The 17,778-nt window shown below is 62.0% G+C and carries 17 protein-coding genes; 10 read left to right on the top strand and 7 right to left on the bottom strand.

All coding sequences use genetic code 11. The annotated features are described in order from the left end of the window. Positions 1-106: 106 nt before the first annotated feature. Complete coding sequence (locus Q8O96_RS15695; RefSeq protein WP_102862046.1) at positions 107-994, top strand: formate/nitrite transporter family protein; 888 nt, start codon at positions 107-109, stop codon at positions 992-994. On the opposite strand, the gene Q8O96_RS15690 is transcribed toward Q8O96_RS15695, so the two are convergent. Then, positions 995-2,254: a sodium:proton antiporter gene (locus tag Q8O96_RS15690; protein ID WP_305949080.1), complete on the bottom strand. Its 1,260-nt coding sequence runs from the start codon at positions 2,252-2,254 to the stop codon at positions 995-997. Between the two features lie 365 nt (positions 2,255-2,619). Here Q8O96_RS15690 and Q8O96_RS15685 point away from each other — a divergent pair, with 365 nt between their 5' ends. Next, on the top strand, positions 2,620-3,453 hold the full coding sequence (locus Q8O96_RS15685) for an EamA family transporter (RefSeq protein WP_305949079.1): 834 nt from the start codon (positions 2,620-2,622) through the stop codon (positions 3,451-3,453). A gap of 34 nt (positions 3,454-3,487) precedes the next feature. After that, positions 3,488-3,871 (top strand): MAPEG family protein, encoded by a 384-nt coding sequence (locus Q8O96_RS15680; protein ID WP_102862043.1) that lies wholly within the window; start codon positions 3,488-3,490, stop codon positions 3,869-3,871. 66 nt (positions 3,872-3,937) lie between these two features. On the opposite strand, the gene Q8O96_RS15675 is transcribed toward Q8O96_RS15680, so the two are convergent. Beyond that, complete coding sequence (locus tag Q8O96_RS15675) at positions 3,938-5,113, bottom strand: murein transglycosylase A (protein WP_207166697.1); 1,176 nt, start codon at positions 5,111-5,113, stop codon at positions 3,938-3,940. A gap of 132 nt (positions 5,114-5,245) precedes the next feature. Here Q8O96_RS15675 and Q8O96_RS15670 point away from each other — a divergent pair, with 132 nt between their 5' ends. After that, the gene (locus tag Q8O96_RS15670) at positions 5,246-5,695 is read left to right on the top strand and encodes a cytochrome c (RefSeq protein WP_025131121.1); all 450 of its coding nucleotides are present in this window, start codon (positions 5,246-5,248) and stop codon (positions 5,693-5,695) included. A 67-nt stretch (positions 5,696-5,762) separates the two neighbouring features. Here Q8O96_RS15670 and Q8O96_RS15665 read toward each other — a convergent pair whose 3' ends face one another. The 4 genes from Q8O96_RS15665 to Q8O96_RS15650 form a co-directional block, all read right to left on the bottom strand. Beyond that, complete coding sequence (locus Q8O96_RS15665) at positions 5,763-6,158, bottom strand: DUF1090 domain-containing protein (RefSeq protein ID WP_102862041.1); 396 nt, start codon at positions 6,156-6,158, stop codon at positions 5,763-5,765. A 125-nt stretch (positions 6,159-6,283) separates the two neighbouring features. Then, a complete protein-coding gene (gene ligB / locus Q8O96_RS15660) occupies positions 6,284-7,966 on the bottom strand; it encodes an NAD-dependent DNA ligase LigB (protein ID WP_371826183.1) in 1,683 nt (560 codons plus the stop codon). A 216-nt stretch (positions 7,967-8,182) separates the two neighbouring features. Continuing rightward, positions 8,183-9,373: a methionine adenosyltransferase gene (gene metK / locus Q8O96_RS15655; RefSeq protein WP_102862039.1), complete on the bottom strand. Its 1,191-nt coding sequence runs from the start codon at positions 9,371-9,373 to the stop codon at positions 8,183-8,185. Positions 9,374-9,391: 18 nt separating this feature from the next. Beyond that, complete coding sequence (locus Q8O96_RS15650) at positions 9,392-10,387, bottom strand: metalloregulator ArsR/SmtB family transcription factor (protein WP_305949078.1); 996 nt, start codon at positions 10,385-10,387, stop codon at positions 9,392-9,394. A 259-nt stretch (positions 10,388-10,646) separates the two neighbouring features. Between Q8O96_RS15650 and tkt the strand changes: the two genes are divergently transcribed. From tkt to fba, 6 genes are all read left to right on the top strand, one after another. Next, positions 10,647-12,644: a transketolase gene (tkt, locus tag Q8O96_RS15645; RefSeq protein WP_102862037.1), complete on the top strand. Its 1,998-nt coding sequence runs from the start codon at positions 10,647-10,649 to the stop codon at positions 12,642-12,644. A gap of 157 nt (positions 12,645-12,801) precedes the next feature. After that, a complete protein-coding gene (epd, locus tag Q8O96_RS15640) occupies positions 12,802-13,881 on the top strand; it encodes an erythrose-4-phosphate dehydrogenase (RefSeq protein WP_102862036.1) in 1,080 nt (359 codons plus the stop codon). A gap of 17 nt (positions 13,882-13,898) precedes the next feature. Continuing rightward, complete coding sequence (locus Q8O96_RS15635) at positions 13,899-15,062, top strand: phosphoglycerate kinase (RefSeq protein WP_102862035.1); 1,164 nt, start codon at positions 13,899-13,901, stop codon at positions 15,060-15,062. Positions 15,063-15,094: 32 nt separating this feature from the next. Continuing rightward, positions 15,095-15,316, top strand: a complete 222-nt coding sequence (locus Q8O96_RS15630) for a hypothetical protein (RefSeq protein ID WP_102862034.1) — start codon at positions 15,095-15,097, stop codon at positions 15,314-15,316. 60 nt (positions 15,317-15,376) lie between these two features. Then, entirely contained in the window at positions 15,377-15,706 is a 330-nt protein-coding gene (locus Q8O96_RS15625; RefSeq protein ID WP_305949077.1) for an MliC family protein, read from the top strand. Between the two features lie 209 nt (positions 15,707-15,915). After that, complete coding sequence (gene fba / locus Q8O96_RS15620) at positions 15,916-16,980, top strand: class II fructose-bisphosphate aldolase (protein WP_003229012.1); 1,065 nt, start codon at positions 15,916-15,918, stop codon at positions 16,978-16,980. A 73-nt stretch (positions 16,981-17,053) separates the two neighbouring features. On the opposite strand, the gene Q8O96_RS15615 is transcribed toward fba, so the two are convergent. Beyond that, positions 17,054-17,725, bottom strand: coding sequence for a polysaccharide lyase family 7 protein (locus Q8O96_RS15615; RefSeq protein WP_102862032.1), 672 nt, complete (start codon positions 17,723-17,725; stop codon positions 17,054-17,056). Between the last annotated feature and the right edge of the window lie 53 nt (positions 17,726-17,778).

The following is a 17,778-nucleotide window of genomic DNA, read 5'->3' as shown; positions in this document are numbered from 1 at the left end:
GCGAGTGCCTTGACCCCATTCGCCAGCCTGAGGCCTCCAATCCGAACGGAACAGCCCTGAACCTCGCGTGTCGTAACTCATACGACCCACCTGGTTCAGGACTCCCATGGACACTCGACACGACGGTAAAACCCCCGGTCTTTCGGCCGCGGAGCAGCAGGACGTCGACCGTAACCAGCCGCCCCGCGCGGCGGTCCTGCATGAAATCATCCGCACCCAGGGCGATCAGGAGCTGGAGCGCAGCGTCGCTGCCCTGTGGTGGTCGGCCTTGGCTGCCGGCCTGACCATGGGCCTGTCCCTGATGGGCATGGGCCTGCTCAACTCCCGCCTGCCGGATGGCGAAGCCTTCAAAGTGATCGCCAGCTTCGGCTACTGTGCGGGCTTTCTGGCGGTGATTCTCGCGCGCCAGCAACTGTTTACGGAAAATACTCTGACCGCGGTATTGCCGGTGATGAGCAAGCCGAGCCTGCAGAACTTCGGGCGGTTGTTGCGCTTATGGGGTGTGGTGCTGGTGGGTAACCTGTGCGGCACCTTGCTGGTGGCCTACGTGATGCTGCACCTGCCGATCTTCGACAGCCGAACCGACCAGGCCTTTCTGGAAATCGGTCGCAAGGTGATGGAGAACGACAGCTCGCAGATGTTCGCCAAGGGCATCATCTCCGGCTGGATGATCGCCACCATGGTGTGGATGATTCCGTCCATGGAGAGCGCCAAGATGTGGATCATCATCCTCATCACCTACCTGATGGCGCTGGGGGACTTCACCCACATCGTGGTGGGCTCGGCCGAAGTCTCTTACCTGGTGTTTGCCGGCGAGTTGGGGTGGCGGGATTTCTGGCAGGTGTTCGCCGGGCCGACCCTGGCGGGGAACATCATCGGCGGCAGTTTCATCTTCGCTCTGATCAGCCATGCCCAGGTGCGCAGCGAGAGCGGCACGCCGAACAAAAACGCGGATCGGGCAGGGGCACCCGATCCGCGACAGATCAAGAAGTGATCAGTGGGCCTCGGTCTTGGTTGCCGGGGTTTCCTGGGTGACGTGGCGCACCAGCTTGCCGATGCTCAGACCCTGCAGCAGGATCGAGGACAGCACCACGATGTAGGTGATGCTCAGCACCAGGTCGCGTTCCGGCCCCAGGGGCAGGGCCAGCGCCAGCGCCACTGAGACGCCACCGCGCAGGCCACCCCAGGTCAGCACGCGAATGGTGCCCCGGGGCACGCTGCGCCAGCGGCGCAGCAGGAGGATTGCCGGGGCCACGGTCAACAGGCGCGACAGTATGATGGCCACTGCCAGCAGGCTCGCGGCCGCCAAGTGCAGCCAGTTGAACGGCAGCAGCAACAGTTCCAGGCCGATCAGGGCGAACAGCAGGGCGTTGAGCATGTCGTCCAGCAGTTCCCAGAAACCATCCAGGTAACGCCGGGTCATGTCGTTCATCGCCAGGTTGCGCCCCAGATTGCCGATGATCAGGCCGGCTACCACCATGGCGATCGGTGCCGATACGTGGATCTCGCTGGCCATGGCCGAACCGCCGATCACTAGAGCCAGGGTCAGCATCACTTCGATCTGGTGCTGCTCGATGCTCTTGATCATCAGGTACACCAGGTAGCCGATCAGGCCGCCGAACACCACGCCGCCGATGGCTTCATGCACGAACAGCCAGGCAGTGGCGCTCACCGTTGGGGTTTCACCCAGTTGGGCGATGCCCAGCAGCACGGTGAACACCACGACCGCTGTGCCGTCGTTGAACAGCGACTCGCCGACGATAGTGGTCTTCAGCGGCTTGGAGGCGTTGGCGGTCCGCAGTACGCCCAGCACCGCGATGGGGTCGGTGGGGGAGATCAGTGCGCCGAACAGCAGGCAGTAGAGGAAGCTCACCTGCCAGCCGAACAGGCCGAAGATCCAGTAGGCCAGGCTGCCGATGACGAAGGTGGCGATCAGCACGCCGACGGTGGCCAACAGGCCGATGGGCCAGCGATAACTGCGCAGATCGTTGAGGTTGACGTGCAGGGCGCCGGCGAACAGCAGGAACGACAGCATCCAGTTCATCAGCAGGTCGCCGAAGTCGATCTTGCCGATCAGTTCCTCGACATGCTCTTCCAGGCCGGGGAAACCGAGGTAGCTCAGTCCTTGCAGCAACAAGGAAAAGAGCAGGGCGGTGACCATCACGCCGATGGTCGGCGGCAGGCCGATAAAACGGAAGTTGACGTAGGTGAGCAGGGTGGTCAGGCAGATAAAAGCAGCGACAAGTTCAAGCATCCGGACTCCTTTGGATGATCGCAGGAAAAACAGCCTGAACTCTTTCAGGCCAAAGGTTTGATGTGCCGGCGACGGGACGGGACACAGTTCGTTATGGCGCGAGAGTCCGCGCCCTTGCCACGGCAATGCTGTTGAGCCGCACCCATTGACCGCAGCGAGGGGGCGACGTTGCAGGCCTGGCGGTAAAAATGCCCCGAGCACGCCCATGCTGCCGAATTCGCTGTCGCCACTGCCAAAAAAGCGGGCAACCAGTGCAAGCCGGGCAGCCGGCATGCGAGGATTCCCGCTCTGTGGTCGGGCACTCTGCCCAAGCATGACCGTGCCGCACGAGATCCGATGACCTTCAGGCAAACAGGGAGTGTGAGGTGCTGGCGACAAGTCTGGTTCTGGTGGCGGCGCTGCTGCATGCGGCATGGAACACCCTGATCAAGTTCAGCGGTGAACGATTGCTGGTGGTGGCCTGCATGGACAGCGTGGCGTTGCTGTTCGTGGCGATCGTGCTGTTTTTCCTGCAGTGGCCGCCGCCGCAGATCTGGCCCTGGATCATCGCCTCGGCGGCCTTCGAACTCTTGTACCGCTATCTGCTGATCCAGGCGTATCGGGTGGGGGACCTGGGGCTGGTCTATCCGTTGATGCGCGGCTTGTCGCCCCTGGTGGTGCTGGCCCTGACCCTGATTTTTGCCGGTGAGGTCCTGAGCACCCAGCAAATCCTCGGCATCCTGCTGATTCCCTTCGGCATGCTGTGTCTGCTCTGGCAAGGCGGGGGCGGCGCGCGCCTGCCCTGGAGCATGCTGCCGGTGGTGGCGCTGATCGGCCTGTGCATCGGTTGCTATACCTTTATCGACGGCCAGGCCCTGCGCCGCTGGTCGCACCCGCTGGACTACCTGACCTGGGTCACGCTGCTCAGCGCCTGGCCTTTTCCCCTGGTGGCCGTGGTGTGGAAACGGCCTGCGTTTGCGCAGTTCTGGCGTGAGCAGTGGCGCCTGGGGCTGAGCGTCGGCTTCTGTGTACTGTTGAGCTACGCTCTGGTGCTTTGGGCCATGCAGTTGGGCTCGATTGCAGAAGCGGCGGCGCTGCGTGAAATCAGTGTGATTCTGGTGGTGCTGTTCGGTATGCGCTACCTGAAAGAACCTTTCGGCCGGCCACGGCTCTTAGCCTGTGGATTGGTGCTGATTGGCATGTTGGTGATGAAGTTCTGAACACTCCCTAAAACTCTAAAAAAGGATTTGCTCCATGACTGTCGCTTTCTGGTGTGTGTTGATCGCAATTGTTCTGCCCTACCTGTGTACCGCCATCGCCAAGGGCGCAGGTAAATACGGGCTTCGCTACAACCATGACCCACGGGCGTTCCTGAGTACCCTGGAGGGGCTGCCCAAGCGTGCCCACAACGCGCAGCTCAATGGCTTCGAGGTGACTCCGGCATTTGCTGCGGCGGTGATCATTGCCCATGTGGCGGGTAACGCCGAACTGGTGACCATCAACGTCCTGGCGGTGCTGTTTGTCACCAGCCGCCTGCTGTACATGATCTGCTACCTGGCGGACTGGGCGATCCTGCGGTCCCTGGTGTGGTTCGTGGGCATGGGCCTGATCGCCAGTTTCTTCTTCGTTTCAGTCTGAAACACCCTCTTGCCGGCGAAAGCGTCTTCATGGTCGCCTCCGCCGGCAAGCTGGCTGCTACTGGGGTCAAGGGGTATCGGGCACTTCCGGTACTTTGGGCAGCGCCGCGCCCTTGGGCCAGAGCATCCAGATCTGCCCCTGCTGCTTCATGTCGCCGGCCAGTTGCCCGGCCGCCTCGCCTGTGCCCCAGAACAAATCGGCACGGACTTCTCCGGTAATCGCGCCGCCCGTGTCCTGAGCGGCCACGGGACGTACCAGGCTGCTGCCGTCGGGACGGGTGGTAGACAGCCACAACAGGCTGCCCAGGGGAATGACCTTGCGATCCACTGCGACGCTGTAGCCGGAAGTCAGCGGCACGTTCAATGAGCCACGGGGGCCTTCGTTGCTGTCCGGGTTGCGATTGAAGAACACGTAGCTCGGGTTGCTGCCCAGCAGTTCGGGAATCCGCGTCGGATGGGCCTTGGCCCAGGCGGCGATGGTGCCCATGGTCACGTCCTCTTTTTTCAGTTCTCCCTGCTCCACCAACCAGCGGCCGATGGGCCGGTACGGGTGGCCGTTCTGGTCGGCGTAGCCGATCCGCAGTTGGCGACCGTCATCCAGCTGGATCCTTCCCGACCCCTGGATCTGCAGGAATTGCAGGTCCATCGGATCGGTCAGCCAGGCCAGCACCGGAGCCTTCACCCCCTTGGCTTCGATGGTCGCGGCATCGTCATAGGGCTTGAGTACCCGGCCTTCGAGACGGCCCCTCAGGCGCTTGCCCTTGAGTTCCGGATAGAGGCTGTCCAGAGCGACGATGATCATGTCGTCCGGCACGCCGTACACCGGTACATTGGCCGTTCGGGTCTGGGTCAGGCTGCCGGGATACACCGGTTCGTAATAGCCGGTGATCAAGCCGGTGCTGCTGCCGCTGCCCGAGCGCAGCCCATAGACTTCCAGGTGTTCCTTGAGAAAGTCGCGGATGGCGGCCGGAGTCTGTGGCACGTTGGCTGCTGCAGCGCAGGTGGTGCCCCACACCGGGTCGGCTTTCAGGCGGTTGCAGGCACTGCGCCAGGAGCCGAAGCCGGCCAGCAGGTCGTTATCGGCTACGCTGGGCAACGACTCCCAGGGCGCACTGTTGTAGGTGGCCAAGGCGTGGGTTGGCGCAGGCTTGCCGTTATCGCCGCCGTTGCAGCCGGCAAGCAGCGCCAGGGCTGGCAGGGTCCAGAGCAGGTGGCGACGCCAGCGGAGGAAGCTCGGGTTCATGCTGTATTTCCTTGAAGGGTTATCCACAGGCTGGATGGCAGTGGGCAACCCCTATTGTTAATAGGGCTATTGGTGTTTGCCGGGGAGGCGAGGATACTGGCCGCCGTTTCCGTGACCTGACCTGAAGCCACCATGACGCTAAAAAGACTTTCTGTTGTATTGCTGGCCTGCCTGACGCTTTCCGCCTGTGGCGGTGTCGATCCCAACTCTCCCCTGGGTCAGCGCAAGGCGATCTTCAAACAGATGCTCAAGACCGGCGAGGACCTGGGGGGCATGCTGCGTGGGCGGATTCCTTTCGACGGTGCACGTTTTGCCGAAGGTGCGGTCAAGCTCGACAGCCTGTCCCATGAACCCTGGAAGCACTTCCCCGAGGTCAAGGAAGAAGATCACACCAGCGCCACCGATGACGTCTGGCGCAAGCAGGCGCGATTCCAGGAGCTGGCACGCAACCTGGAGGCGGCCACCGGCGAACTGGTGACCATCAGCCAGGTCCAGCCTTACAAGGCCAGTAACCTGGGGCCGGCAGTGCAGAAGGTCGAGGATGTCTGCAGTGCTTGTCACAAAGAATTCCGCAATCACTGAGTGGCGGTTCTGACAAGGTGTTTTGCGCTGGCGAGGGAGCAGTCTCCCTCGCCACGACAAGCGCTGCTTACTTGTCCAGCTCGTCCAGGGCTTGCTGCAGTTCCTTGCGGGATTCGGCGAGTTTGTCCTTGCGCTTGTTGATCTTCTCCGAGTCGCCTTTCTTCATGGCTTTTTCCAGATCGGCCTGGCGCCGGCTGACTTCGTGCTTGGCTTCCAGCACCTTGTTTTCCCGATCCTTCTTCAGCGAGGCATCGGTGCAGTGGGCGTTGACTTCACTCAGGGCGCGCTCCAGGCCGGCTTGCTGATTGCTGTTGCCATGAGCCTTGGCTTGTTCAATCTGGGTCATGATCGCTTGGCGCTTGGCGGCACAACCGGTCAGTTGCGGAGCTTGTTCGGCGGCCAGCAGGGGCGCGCTCATCAGGCTGCACAGGGTCAAGGCAGCGAGGGATGGAAACAGTTTCATGGAAGGCTCCAGGTGGAAAAAAAGATCAAAAAATAACCAATTAAAATATTGACGCTGGCATCGGGAGTGGGGTGTTGGAGCCCAATCCCGCCTGGGTGGTTCAACCTGCGCCCCAGGATGATGGATTAAAAACCTTCGATACCCGCTTCACTCAAGGTGGCACGCAGGGCCAGTACCTGTGGATCACGAAAGAATGCCGTCAGTTGCGCAGCACGTTCCGCTCCTATTCCTGCCTCGTCCTGCCAGTCCTGGCTGCTTTTCAGCGCCAGGGTTTGCCATGGCCCGCTCAGGTCAGCTGAGCCACTGGGTGGCAGCCCCAGGGATTTCAGCCAGCGAGGGAAGGGTTGCTGTCTTGCCCGGTGCAGGCTCTCGAGTAAACGAGAGCTGCTGCGCTTGCCGAAGCCGGCAATGTTAGCAAGCTCCGCCTGATCCAGGGTCAGCCAATCCAACAGGCCTTTGATACGCCCTGTTTCAATCAGCCTGCTCCAGGTTCGCTCGCCGATATTCTGCAGGTCCAGGCCCTGTTTGCTGCTGAGCCAGGTCAGTCGCGCGAGAAACTGACTCTCGCAACCGGGAGATGGCTGCCAGCAGCTCAAGCCATGAAAGTCCTCCTGGGCCGGAGCCTGGATGGCCTGGCGTTGCGGGCTCCTGAGTACCACGCTCTCCAGGCGCGGAATGGTCAGTCCGGCAAGGCTGATGGCCACCTGATCGCCGGGCGCTATGTCCAGTGCCCGCCAGCGTTGTAGCGAGCCGACGCTGACGCGACGGATCTGTCGGTCGTCGAGGGTGACAGGCTCGATATCCAGCAAAGGGGTGATGCGTCCGGTGCGGCCGATGCGGAATCGAACCTGACGCACATGGGCCAGGGCCTGGGCGTAGGGATACTTCCACGCGGCGATCCAGTGCGGCGCTTTGGCCTGCCAGCGCTCGGCGGCCGGGCGCTGGCTCTGCCGCAGGATGATGCCGTCGCTGGCGAAGGGCAGGGGTGAGCGGTACCAGTGTTCTCGCCATTGTCGAGCTTCGCTGAACCCGGTGATGGGCCGGCTGTATTCACGGCCCTCGGGAAAACCCAGTTGCGCCAGTTGCTCCAGGCGTTCACTCAAGGTGGCGGGGCCTTGGGGCCAGTCCCAGACAAACAGGCCGATCTGCTGTGCTTCTGCCATCGACAGGTGTTTGCGTGCCAGCCATCCGGCGACCCGGCTGCGGGCATTGAGGCTGCCCGCGCGGGACTGGATGTGTTGCTCCAGTCGTTGATACAGCTCCCCTTGCAGCAGCAGGTCCACGGGCTGTGGCAATTGTTTGGGGATGGCCGGGATCTGATGGGCGCTGGCGCTCCAGTCATGGCCCAGCAGGCCGTCACCCCGACTTAACGCCTGGTGGAAGCGACCCTGGCGGTAGATCAGGGTCACGGCCACGCCGTCGATCTTGGGTTGGGCCCAAACACCTTCGCGACCTTTTAGCCAGAGCTGGACGGCATTGTCATCGGGGAGTTTTTCCACTCCGGTGTGAGCAATAGGGTGGGGGATGCTGCCCCGGGCGTCGAGCAACGGCCGGTCCGCAGTCACGGGAATCTGTGGAAAGCAGTGCCGCAGGTTGGCCAGGCGCTGACGGGACTGGTCGTACAGCTCGTCGGCTACAGGCGATTGGCCGTGCCGGTGGTAGGGGGTATCCCAGTTCTTGAGCTGTTGTTGCAGGGCGGTGATTTCCAGGTTGGCCTGGGACGTTGGCCAGTCGGGACATTGGGCCTGAGCGGTTGGAGCGGCGAGGGCCAGAAGCAGCAGGAAGAGTCTTGGCGGCATGGGGAGCATCCTTGCTCTGATGGGCATGCGCTAAAGGCTAGAGGGGATTGGCTGTGGGCTTGGACGAAGGTGTTTGCCGGGTGTTTCATCGGGCGCCAAAACTTGTCGTCAATGGCGCAGGGCCCTGTATCGACGGTTGTCGGCTGGCTTTGCAAGGAAACCTTCAGCCACAAAAAAGCCCCGCCAGGCGAGCCGGACGGGGCTTTGGATGTTGCCAGGTGAAGCTTACAGGCCGGCAGCAGCGCGCAAGGCGTCGGCGCGGTCGGTTTTTTCCCAAGTGAAGGTGGTGAAGGTGTCCTCACCCACGGTCTTGGTTTGTGGGGCACGGCCGAAGTGACCGTAGGCCGCGGTTTCCTGGTACATCGGGTGCAGCAGGTCAAGCATGGTGGTGATCGCGTAAGGACGCAGGTCGAAGTGCTCGCGTACCAGCTTGACGATCTTGTCGTCGCTGATCTTGCCGGTGCCGAAGGTGTTCAGCGAGATCGAAGTCGGTTGCGCCACGCCGATGGCGTAGGACACCTGGATCTCGCAACGCTCGGCCAGGCCGGCGGCAACGATGTTCTTGGCCACGTAGCGACCAGCATAAGCGGCGGAACGGTCAACCTTGGATGGGTCCTTGCCGGAGAACGCGCCACCGCCGTGACGGGCCATGCCGCCGTAGCTGTCGACGATGATCTTGCGGCCGGTCAGGCCGCAGTCGCCCACCGGGCCACCGATGATGAACTGGCCGGTCGGGTTGATGTGGAACTGGGTGTCCTTGTGCAGCAGCTCGGCTGGCAGCACGTGCTTGACGATCAGTTCCATCACGCCTTCACGCAGGTCGTTGTAGGACACTTCCGGGTTGTGCTGGGTCGACAGCACCACGGCGTCGATGCCGACCACGATGCCGTTTTCATAGCGGCAGGTGACCTGGGACTTGGCGTCCGGGCGCAGCCATGGCAGCAGACCCGATTTGCGAGCTTCAGCCTGGCGATGGACCAGTTGGTGGGAGAAGGCAATCGGCGCCGGCATCAGCGCTGCGGTTTCGTTGCTGGCGTAGCCGAACATCAGGCCCTGGTCGCCGGCGCCCTGATCTTCAGGCTTGGCGCGGTCAACGCCCTGGTTGATGTCGGGGGATTGCTTGCCAATGATGTTCATCACGCCGCAGGTGGCGCCGTCGAAGCCGACGTCCGAGCTGGTGTAGCCGATGTCGCAGATCACGTCACGGACGATCTGTTCCAGGTCGACCCAGGCAGTGGTAGTGACTTCGCCAGCGACGATGGCCACGCCAGTCTTGACCAGGGTTTCCACCGCGACGCGGGCATGCTTGTCCTGGGCAATGATGGCGTCCAGCACCGCATCGGAAATCTGGTCGGCGATTTTATCCGGATGCCCTTCAGACACGGACTCGGAGGTGAAAAGGGAGTATTCGCTCATCTCGAGAGTTTCCTAAATTTACCGATGGTGAGTGTCGCCAGCCGGTCGCTGAAAGTGGCGGACCTGGATCTGGAAACCATTACGTAAGCCTACATAGAGACTTTCCCCGGGAGTCAGTCCCGCAGCGCTGGCCCAGCGGGCCAAATCATCTTGTTCGAACCCTAGCCAGAGATCGCCGCAAGCCTCTTTGGCCCAACTCTGGTTGTGGCTGCACAAGTCTGTTACCAACAGGCTGCCGCCTGGTTGCAGCAATCGGGCCATCTGCTTGATGGCTTCGGCCGGTGCGGCGAAATGGTGCAGGACCATATTCAGCACTACGCAATCGGCCGTCAGTGGCACGCCATCCAATGCATCGGCCAATTGCAGGCTGACGTTAGCCAATGTTTCGCGCTCACACAGCTGGCGCGCCAGTTCAAGCATTGCCGGACTGTTGTCCAGAGCGGTGACCTGGGCAAAGCGTCGGGCCAGTTCAGGGAGAAATCCACCGTCACCGGGACCCACTTCAATGGCCGTGGCCATTGGCTTGAAACTCAGCTGGTCCAGCAGCGCGAGAACACTGTCGCGGTACTGCGGCAGTCCTGCGATCAGGTCCTGCTGGGCGCGGAATTTCTCCGCCACCCGGGAAAAAAAGTCCTGGCTGGCTGCGGCCCGTTGCCGGTGCACCAGGCCGATCCGGCCCTGGACATCCGCCGGCAGCCGCACCTGGTCCACTTCGTCCAGCAGTGCTGCGTGAAGCTTGCCCCCCAGGAGTTCGGTATGGGGCAGGGCGCGGCGATAGAAAATCGCATTGCCTTCACGGCGGGTCGCCACCAGGTTGGCCTGGGCCAGGACCTTCAAATGGTGACTCATGCCGGACTGGCCGATGGCGAAGATCTGAGCCAGTTCCAGTACACCGAACGAGTCGTTGCTCAGTGCGCGCAATACATTGAGCCGCAGAGGATCGCCGCCGGCCTTGCACAGGGCGGCCAGTTCGTCGCAATCGTCATACTCAATGGAGGGTGCGTGCAGGTTCATAGGGGCGCAGTCTAGAGGTGCCTGCAAAGCCCTGCAACTCCAATATCAAAACTTTTTGATATTGGTGTTGCGGGGGCCTGTGCCAGAGCCGTTCGTTGCCTTGTCAACGAACGGCGAGCGGGTTTCTCCAGTGGATTGAGTACTTATCCTTGGGAAAAACATGCCTGAGTGACTATCTGTCATTGCCCCCGCCAGACGCCTGAGGGAAAATGCAGGCCTTTTTTCCGTTTCGTTTTATTCAATCCTCAGGAGATCAGCGATGCCCAGCCGTCGTGAGCGTGCCAACGCCATTCGTGCCCTCAGCATGGATGCCGTGCAAAAAGCCAACAGCGGCCATCCAGGTGCCCCCATGGGTATGGCGGATATCGCCGAAGTACTTTGGCGTGACTACCTCAAGCACAACCCGAGCAATCCATCCTTCGCCGACCGTGACCGCTTCGTGCTGTCCAACGGTCACGGCTCGATGCTGATCTACTCGCTGCTGCACCTGACCGGCTACGACCTGTCGATCGATGACCTGAAGAACTTCCGCCAACTGCACAGCCGCACTCCGGGCCACCCGGAATTCGGCTATACCCCGGGTGTGGAAACCACCACTGGCCCACTGGGTCAGGGCCTGGCCAATGCCGTGGGCTTCGCCCTGGCGGAAAAAGTCCTGGCGGCGCAGTTCAACCGTCCAGGTCACGACATCGTTGATCACCACACCTACGTATTCCTGGGTGATGGTTGCATGATGGAAGGCATTTCCCACGAAGTGGCCTCCCTGGCCGGCACCCTGGGCCTGGGCAAACTGATCGCCTTCTACGATGACAACGGCATCTCCATCGACGGTGAAGTTGAAGGCTGGTTCACCGACGACACGCCCAAGCGTTTCGAAGCCTACAACTGGCAAGTGATCCGCAATGTCGACGGCCACGATCCGGAAGAGATCAAGACCGCCATCGACACCGCGCGCAAGAGCCCGCTGCCAACCCTGATCTGCTGCAAGACCACCATCGGTTTCGGTTCGCCGAACAAGCAGGGCAAGGAAGACTGCCACGGCGCGCCACTGGGTGCCGAGGAAATCGCCCTGACCCGCGCCGCGCTGAAATGGAACCATGGCCCGTTCGAAATCCCGGCCGACATCTACGCCGAGTGGGACGCCAAGGAAGCCGGTCGCGCCGTGGAAGCCGAGTGGGATCAGCGTTTCGCCGCCTACTCCGCTGCGTTCCCTGCCGAAGCCAATGAACTGGTACGTCGCCTTGCGGGCGATCTGCCCGCGGACTTTGCCGAGAAGGCCAACGCCTATATCGCTGAAGTCGCGGCCAAGGGCGAAACCATCGCCAGCCGTAAAGCCAGTCAGAACACCCTGAACGCCTTCGGCCCGCTGCTGCCTGAATTCCTCGGCGGCTCGGCTGACCTGGCCGGCTCCAACCTGACCCTGTGGAAAGGCTGCAAGGGCGTCAGCGCTGAAGATGCCAGCGGCAACTACATGTACTACGGCGTGCGCGAGTTCGGCATGACCGCCATCATGAACGGCGTTGCCTTGCACGGTGGCCTGGTGCCTTACGGCGCGACCTTCCTGATGTTCATGGAATACGCCCGCAACGCAGTGCGCATGTCGGCGCTGATGAAACAGCGGGTGATCCACGTCTACACCCACGACTCCATCGGTCTGGGCGAAGACGGCCCGACTCACCAGCCGATCGAGCAACTGACCAGCCTGCGCAGCACCCCGAACCTCGACACCTGGCGCCCAGCCGATGCCGTGGAATCGGCGGTGTCCTGGAAGTACGCCCTGGAGCGCAAGGACGGCCCATCGGCGCTGATCTTCTCCCGCCAGAACCTGCAACACCAAACCCGTGATGCCGGGCAGATCGCCGACATCAGCCGCGGTGGCTACGTGTTGAAAGACTGCGCAGGCGAGCCTGAGCTGATCCTGATTGCCACCGGTTCGGAAGTGGGCCTGGCGGTCCAGGCTTTCGACAAGCTGACTGAGCAGGGCCGCAAAGTGCGCGTGGTTTCCATGCCGTGCACCAGCGTGTTCGACGCTCAGGACGCGGGCTACAAGCAATCGGTTCTGCCGTTGCAGGTCAGCGCGCGGATCGCCATCGAAGCTGCTCACGCCGACTTCTGGTACAAGTACGTGGGTCTGGAAGGCCGGGTGATCGGCATGACCACCTACGGCGAGTCGGCGCCTGCGCCGGCCTTGTTCGAAGAGTTCGGTTTCACCCTGGACAACATCCTGGGCCAGGCCGAAGAGCTGCTGGAAGACTAAAAAAGCACGCGGTGGCCCAGCCACCGCGATCCCTCTGTAGGCGCTGGCTTGCCAGCGATTCGCGGCCTGCCTGACACGCCGCTGATCGCTGGCAAGCCAGCTCCTGCGATGGGGTGCGTATAACAAGTTCGTCTGCCTGTGCCTGATCGAGAACCCCATGCCTCAATCGCGTCCCTATAAAGTTGCACTCAACGGCTACGGCCGGGTTGGTCGTTGTGTCTTGCGTGCTCTGTTCGAGCGGGGGGCTGCGGCTGGATTCGAGATCGTCGCCATCAACGATCTGGCCGACATGGCCAGTGTTGAATACCTGACACGCTTCGACTCGACCCACGGCCGGTTTCCCGGCGAGGTGAAGGTCGATGGCGACTGTCTGCATATCAATGGCAACTGCGTGAAAGTGCTGCGCAGTGCCACCCCTGAAGGCATCGATTGGGCGTCCCTGGACGTCGATCTGGTGCTGGAATGCTCCGGTGCCTACCACACCCGGGCAGACGGCCAGCGTTTCCTCGACGCCGGCGCGCCACGGGTGTTGTTCTCCCAGCCGATGGCCAGCGAGGCGGATGTCGATGCCACCATCGTTTACGGGGTCAACCAGGAGTGTCTGACCGGCGCCGAGCTGCTGGTCTCCAACGCCTCCTGCACCACCAACTGTGGTGTGCCGCTGTTGCGCCTGCTGGATCAGGCCATCGGCCTGGAATATGTGTCGATCACCACCATTCACTCGGCGATGAACGACCAGCCGGTGATCGACGCCTATCACCACGAGGATCTGCGTCGGACCCGTTCGGCGTTCCAGTCGGTGATCCCGGTGTCCACTGGTCTGGCGCGTGGTATCGAGCGCTTGTTGCCGGAACTTGCCGGGCGAATTCAGGCCAAAGCTGTGCGAGTGCCGACGGTCAATGTGTCCTGCCTGGATATCACCATGCAGACTGTGAGCGATACCGACGCCACCGAGGTCAACCGGATCCTGCGCGAGGCCGCCACCAGCGGTCCGCTCAAGGGCTTGCTGGCCTATACCGAGTTGCCTCACGCCAGCTGTGATTTCAATCATGATCCCCATTCGGCGATCGTCGATGCCAGTCAGACCCGCGTTTCCGGCCCTCGGCTGGTGAACATCCTGGCCTGGTTCGACAACGAATGGGGCTTTGCCAACCGGATGCTGGATGTTGCTGGGCACTACCTGCAAACAGCCACTCCACGCTCTGACTCTAAACTCTCTGTTTCTGAACAACAGTAACCCAGGAATTGCGACCCATGACCGTGTTGAAGATGACCGACCTCGATCTGCAAGGTAAGCGCGTACTGATCCGCGAAGACCTCAACGTCCCAGTCAAGGACGGTGTTGTCACCAGCGATGCGCGGATCCTGGCTTCGCTGCCGACCATCAAGCTGGCCCTGGAAAAAGGCGCGGCGGTGATGGTCTGCTCGCACCTGGGCCGCCCGACCGAAGGCGAGTTCTCTGCCGAGAACAGCCTCAAGCCGGTAGCCGATTACCTGAGCCGCGCCCTGGGCCGTGAAGTGCCACTGGTGGCCGACTACCTGGGTGGTGTCGAGGTCAAGGCCGGCGACATCGTGCTGTTCGAAAACGTGCGCTTCAACAAGGGCGAGAAAAAGAACGCCGACGAATTGGCCCAGCAATACGCTGCCCTGTGCGACGTGTTCGTGATGGATGCTTTTGGCACCGCGCACCGCGCCGAGGGTTCGACCCATGGCGTGGCCAAGTTCGCCAAAGTAGCCGCTGCAGGTCCTCTGCTGGCTGCTGAGCTGGAGGCGCTGGGCAAGGCCCTGGGCAACCCGGCCAAGCCGATGGCGGCCATCGTTGCCGGTTCCAAGGTGTCCACCAAGCTGGATGTGCTCAACAGCCTGAGCCAGATCTGCGACCAGTTGATCGTCGGTGGCGGCATCGCCAACACCTTCCTGGCCGCTGCCGGGCATCCGGTGGGCAAGTCGCTGTACGAGCCGGACCTCTTGGACACCGCCCGTGCCATCGCCGCCAAGGTCAGCGTACCGCTGCCGGTGGACGTGGTCGTGGCCAAGGAGTTCGCCGAAAGCGCCGAAGCTACCGTCAAGCTGATCGCTGATGTTGCCGCTGACGACATGATCCTCGACATCGGTCCACAGACTGCCGCGCAGTTCGCCGAGCTGCTGAAATCCTCCAAGACCATCCTCTGGAACGGTCCTGTAGGCGTGTTCGAATTCGACCAGTTCGGCAACGGCACCCAAGTGCTGGCCCAGGCCATCGCCGACAGCGCCGCGTTCTCCATTGCTGGCGGTGGCGACACCCTGGCGGCCATCGACAAGTATGGCGTGGCCCAGCAGATCTCCTACATTTCTACCGGTGGCGGCGCTTTCCTCGAGTTCGTCGAGGGCAAGGTACTGCCGGCGGTTGAAGTCCTGGAAGCCCGGGCCAAGGCCTGAGATTCCCGTTGGCCGGGCAAAGGAGTGTTCTGATGGTCAAGACATTGCCACTGTTGATCGCCGCGGCTTTGCTGGCGGGGTGCTCCGGCACTGCGCAGGTAAAATCGGCCGATGAGGCCGGTGAGCCGGACAAAGGCTGCTATCAGGCCGATTGGCAGGCCGAGACGGCGCCGGTGATTAACAAGCGTCTGGGCCCAGAGGGCCTGGAGAAGTACGAGACACCGTCAAAGACCAGGGAACAGGGCTGCCCTTGACGGGTCGGATTGGTTAACGCAACGCGCTGGGGCCTGTGGGCTGTCAGCCGAGGAACATCGATGAAAGGTTTGATCGCCGTGGCGATGCTGGGCTTGCTGGCAGGGTGCGCCAACCTGAACCTGCTCAAGTCGCCGGCTCCCGACAACTGGACGACCTGGGTGTGTGACAGCCAGGCACAAGTGCTTTGGCGCTACACCGACGACAGCCGCAAGGCGGTCGACGTGCGCCTGGGGGGCGACGATCAGGTTCGGCGCCTTAAGCTTGAGCCCAGTGGTTCGGGTTCGCTGTACAGCGATGACATGCTGGCGCTTCACGTCAAGGGTGAAGAGGGCCTGGTTTACTGGGTCGCCACCAATGACTTGATCGGCCGCGGCTGCAAGGCCCAGTAGCAGCTGGCTTGCCAGCCAAGGCGGCGTCCAGGCCGGTGCAAGGTCAAGGGCCCCTTTACCGGCGAACTGGTTCCTGAAGGGCTGTAGAGATTTGGTTTTAACAGATACAACAGGGCGGGCTGACCCCCGATCTGCAATCACTTGAATAGCAGTCGCCGCTACGGCAGGCTTGCACGATTAACGACCCTCGACCGGGAGAGACACACACAATGGCACTCATCAGCATGCGCCAGATGCTGGACCACGCAGCCGAGTTCGGCTACGGCGTCCCAGCCTTCAACGTCAACAACCTTGAGCAGATGCGCGCCATCATGGAAGCCGCTGACAAGACTGACTCCCCGGTGATCGTTCAGGCGTCCGCCGGTGCGCGCAAGTACGCCGGTGCGCCGTTCCTGCGTCACCTGATCCTGGCGGCGATCGAAGAGTTCCCACATATCCCGGTGTGCATGCACCAGGACCACGGCACCAGCCCTGACGTCTGCCAGCGTTCCATCCAACTGGGCTTCTCCTCGGTGATGATGGACGGCTCCCTGGGCGAAGACGGCAAGACGCCGACCGACTACGAATACAACGTGCGCGTCACCCAACAGACCGTGGCCATGGCCCACGCCTGCGGCGTGTCGGTAGAAGGCGAGCTGGGCTGCCTGGGTTCCCTGGAAACCGGCATGGCCGGTGAAGAAGATGGCATCGGTGCCGAAGGCGTGCTGGACCACAGCCAGATGCTGACCGATCCGGAAGAGGCCGCGGACTTCGTCAAGAAGACCCAGGTCGACGCCCTGGCCATCGCCATCGGCACCAGCCACGGTGCCTACAAGTTCACCAAGCCGCCTACCGGCGACGTGCTGGCCATCGACCGCATCAAGGAAATCCACAAGCGCATTCCCAACACCCACTTGGTGATGCACGGTTCTTCGTCGGTTCCGCAGGAGTGGCTGGCGATCATCAACCAGTACGGCGGCGACATCAAAGAAACCTACGGCGTGCCGGTTGAAGAAATCGTCGAAGGCATCAAGTACGGCGTGCGCAAGGTCAACATCGATACCGACCTGCGCCTGGCGTCCACCGGTGCCATGCGTCGCCTGATGGCCACCAACCCGAGCGAGTTCGACCCACGCAAGTTCTTCGGTGCCACCGTGACCGCCATGCGCGACGTGTGCATCGCCCGTTACGAAGCCTTCGGCACTGCCGGCAACGCTTCGAAGATCAAGCCGATCTCCCTGGAAGCGATGTTCCAGCGCTACCTCAAGGGTGAGCTGAACGCCAAGGTCAACTAAGCCTTAGCGTCATCCGGAAAGCCCGCAGCGATGCGGGCTTTTTTGTGCCTGGGATTCCTGCACAGAGACGGGGTTAGATTTTGTTGTGGTCGATATCCAGCTTGGAGAAGGTCACCTTGCCGCCCTCGCTGGTGTAGCCGCTGTTGTCCTGGACATAAACGCCAGCCTTGAAATACAGCGGCTTGTCGCGCCAGGTGGCGCTCAGTTGGCCATCCCATTGATAGCCCGCAGCACTGATCCCCAGGGCACCACCGGGGCTCAGGTGGATCAGGTAGGAAAACTCCCGATCCATGGGCACGTTCCTGGCGATGGTGATGACCCGGCCTTCGTCGTCATCCGGGCGCATGCGCACCTTGGCCACGACATTGCCGCTGCCCTGGCGGGTCTTGTACTGGTACTCCACTTTCACCAGGGGCTTGGTGCTGTTGTAGGCATGGATCTGGCCGACGACGATCTTGCCCGATGAGGGCACCTGCTTCACTGCCAGGGTGGCGTACAACAGGTTGTCGGCCTCGGGGTAGGTCCAGTTGCGCAGGTTTCCGTTGGAATAGGTTTCCCGCAGCTCGGTGCGCGGGTAGATGGCGTTCTCGGTTTTTGATCCGGTCACCGGCGACCAGAAGAACAGGGTGCCGCTATCGGAGTGGAAGTACTGGTCCTTGAAGCCTTTGACCAGGGCGGGGGTGTCAATGGTTGCCGGTGGGCTGCCGACGGGAACGCTGAGGTTCCAGGTTGCCAGATCGATCATGGTGAGAGGTTCCGCAAGGAAAGGTCTGGTGCAGGTCGCCGAGGGCTTTAGCC

This window comes from Pseudomonas sp. LPH60 (assembly GCF_030718165.1).
Lineage (GTDB): Bacteria > Pseudomonadota > Gammaproteobacteria > Pseudomonadales > Pseudomonadaceae > Aquipseudomonas > Aquipseudomonas danubii.
Note: the sequence above shows the minus strand (reverse complement) of the source record. Positions and strands in the feature narration are given on the sequence as shown.

Excerpts from the sequence above, each read along its gene's own strand:
- Q8O96_RS15630 (WP_102862034.1), top strand. The coding sequence starts at position 15,095 with ATGGTCAAGACATTGCCACTGTTGATCGCCGCGGCTTTGCTGGCGGGG.
- Q8O96_RS15635 (WP_102862035.1), top strand. The coding sequence starts at position 13,899 with ATGACCGTGTTGAAGATGACCGACCTCGATCTGCAAGGTAAGCGCGTA.
- Q8O96_RS15695 (WP_102862046.1), top strand. The coding sequence starts at position 107 with ATGGACACTCGACACGACGGTAAAACCCCCGGTCTTTCGGCCGCGGAG.
- ligB (WP_371826183.1), bottom strand. The coding sequence starts at position 7,966 with ATGCTCCCCATGCCGCCAAGACTCTTCCTGCTGCTTCTGGCCCTCGCC.
- Q8O96_RS15615 (WP_102862032.1), bottom strand. The coding sequence starts at position 17,725 with ATGATCGATCTGGCAACCTGGAACCTCAGCGTTCCCGTCGGCAGCCCA.
- Q8O96_RS15690 (WP_305949080.1), bottom strand. The coding sequence starts at position 2,254 with ATGCTTGAACTTGTCGCTGCTTTTATCTGCCTGACCACCCTGCTCACC.
- Q8O96_RS15670 (WP_025131121.1), top strand. The coding sequence starts at position 5,246 with ATGACGCTAAAAAGACTTTCTGTTGTATTGCTGGCCTGCCTGACGCTT.
- fba (WP_003229012.1), top strand. The coding sequence starts at position 15,916 with ATGGCACTCATCAGCATGCGCCAGATGCTGGACCACGCAGCCGAGTTC.
- tkt (WP_102862037.1), top strand. The coding sequence starts at position 10,647 with ATGCCCAGCCGTCGTGAGCGTGCCAACGCCATTCGTGCCCTCAGCATG.
- Q8O96_RS15675 (WP_207166697.1), bottom strand. The coding sequence starts at position 5,113 with ATGAACCCGAGCTTCCTCCGCTGGCGTCGCCACCTGCTCTGGACCCTG.
- Q8O96_RS15625 (WP_305949077.1), top strand. The coding sequence starts at position 15,377 with ATGAAAGGTTTGATCGCCGTGGCGATGCTGGGCTTGCTGGCAGGGTGC.
- Q8O96_RS15665 (WP_102862041.1), bottom strand. The coding sequence starts at position 6,158 with ATGAAACTGTTTCCATCCCTCGCTGCCTTGACCCTGTGCAGCCTGATG.
- Q8O96_RS15650 (WP_305949078.1), bottom strand. The coding sequence starts at position 10,387 with ATGAACCTGCACGCACCCTCCATTGAGTATGACGATTGCGACGAACTG.
- epd (WP_102862036.1), top strand. The coding sequence starts at position 12,802 with ATGCCTCAATCGCGTCCCTATAAAGTTGCACTCAACGGCTACGGCCGG.
- metK (WP_102862039.1), bottom strand. The coding sequence starts at position 9,373 with ATGAGCGAATACTCCCTTTTCACCTCCGAGTCCGTGTCTGAAGGGCAT.
- Q8O96_RS15680 (WP_102862043.1), top strand. The coding sequence starts at position 3,488 with ATGACTGTCGCTTTCTGGTGTGTGTTGATCGCAATTGTTCTGCCCTAC.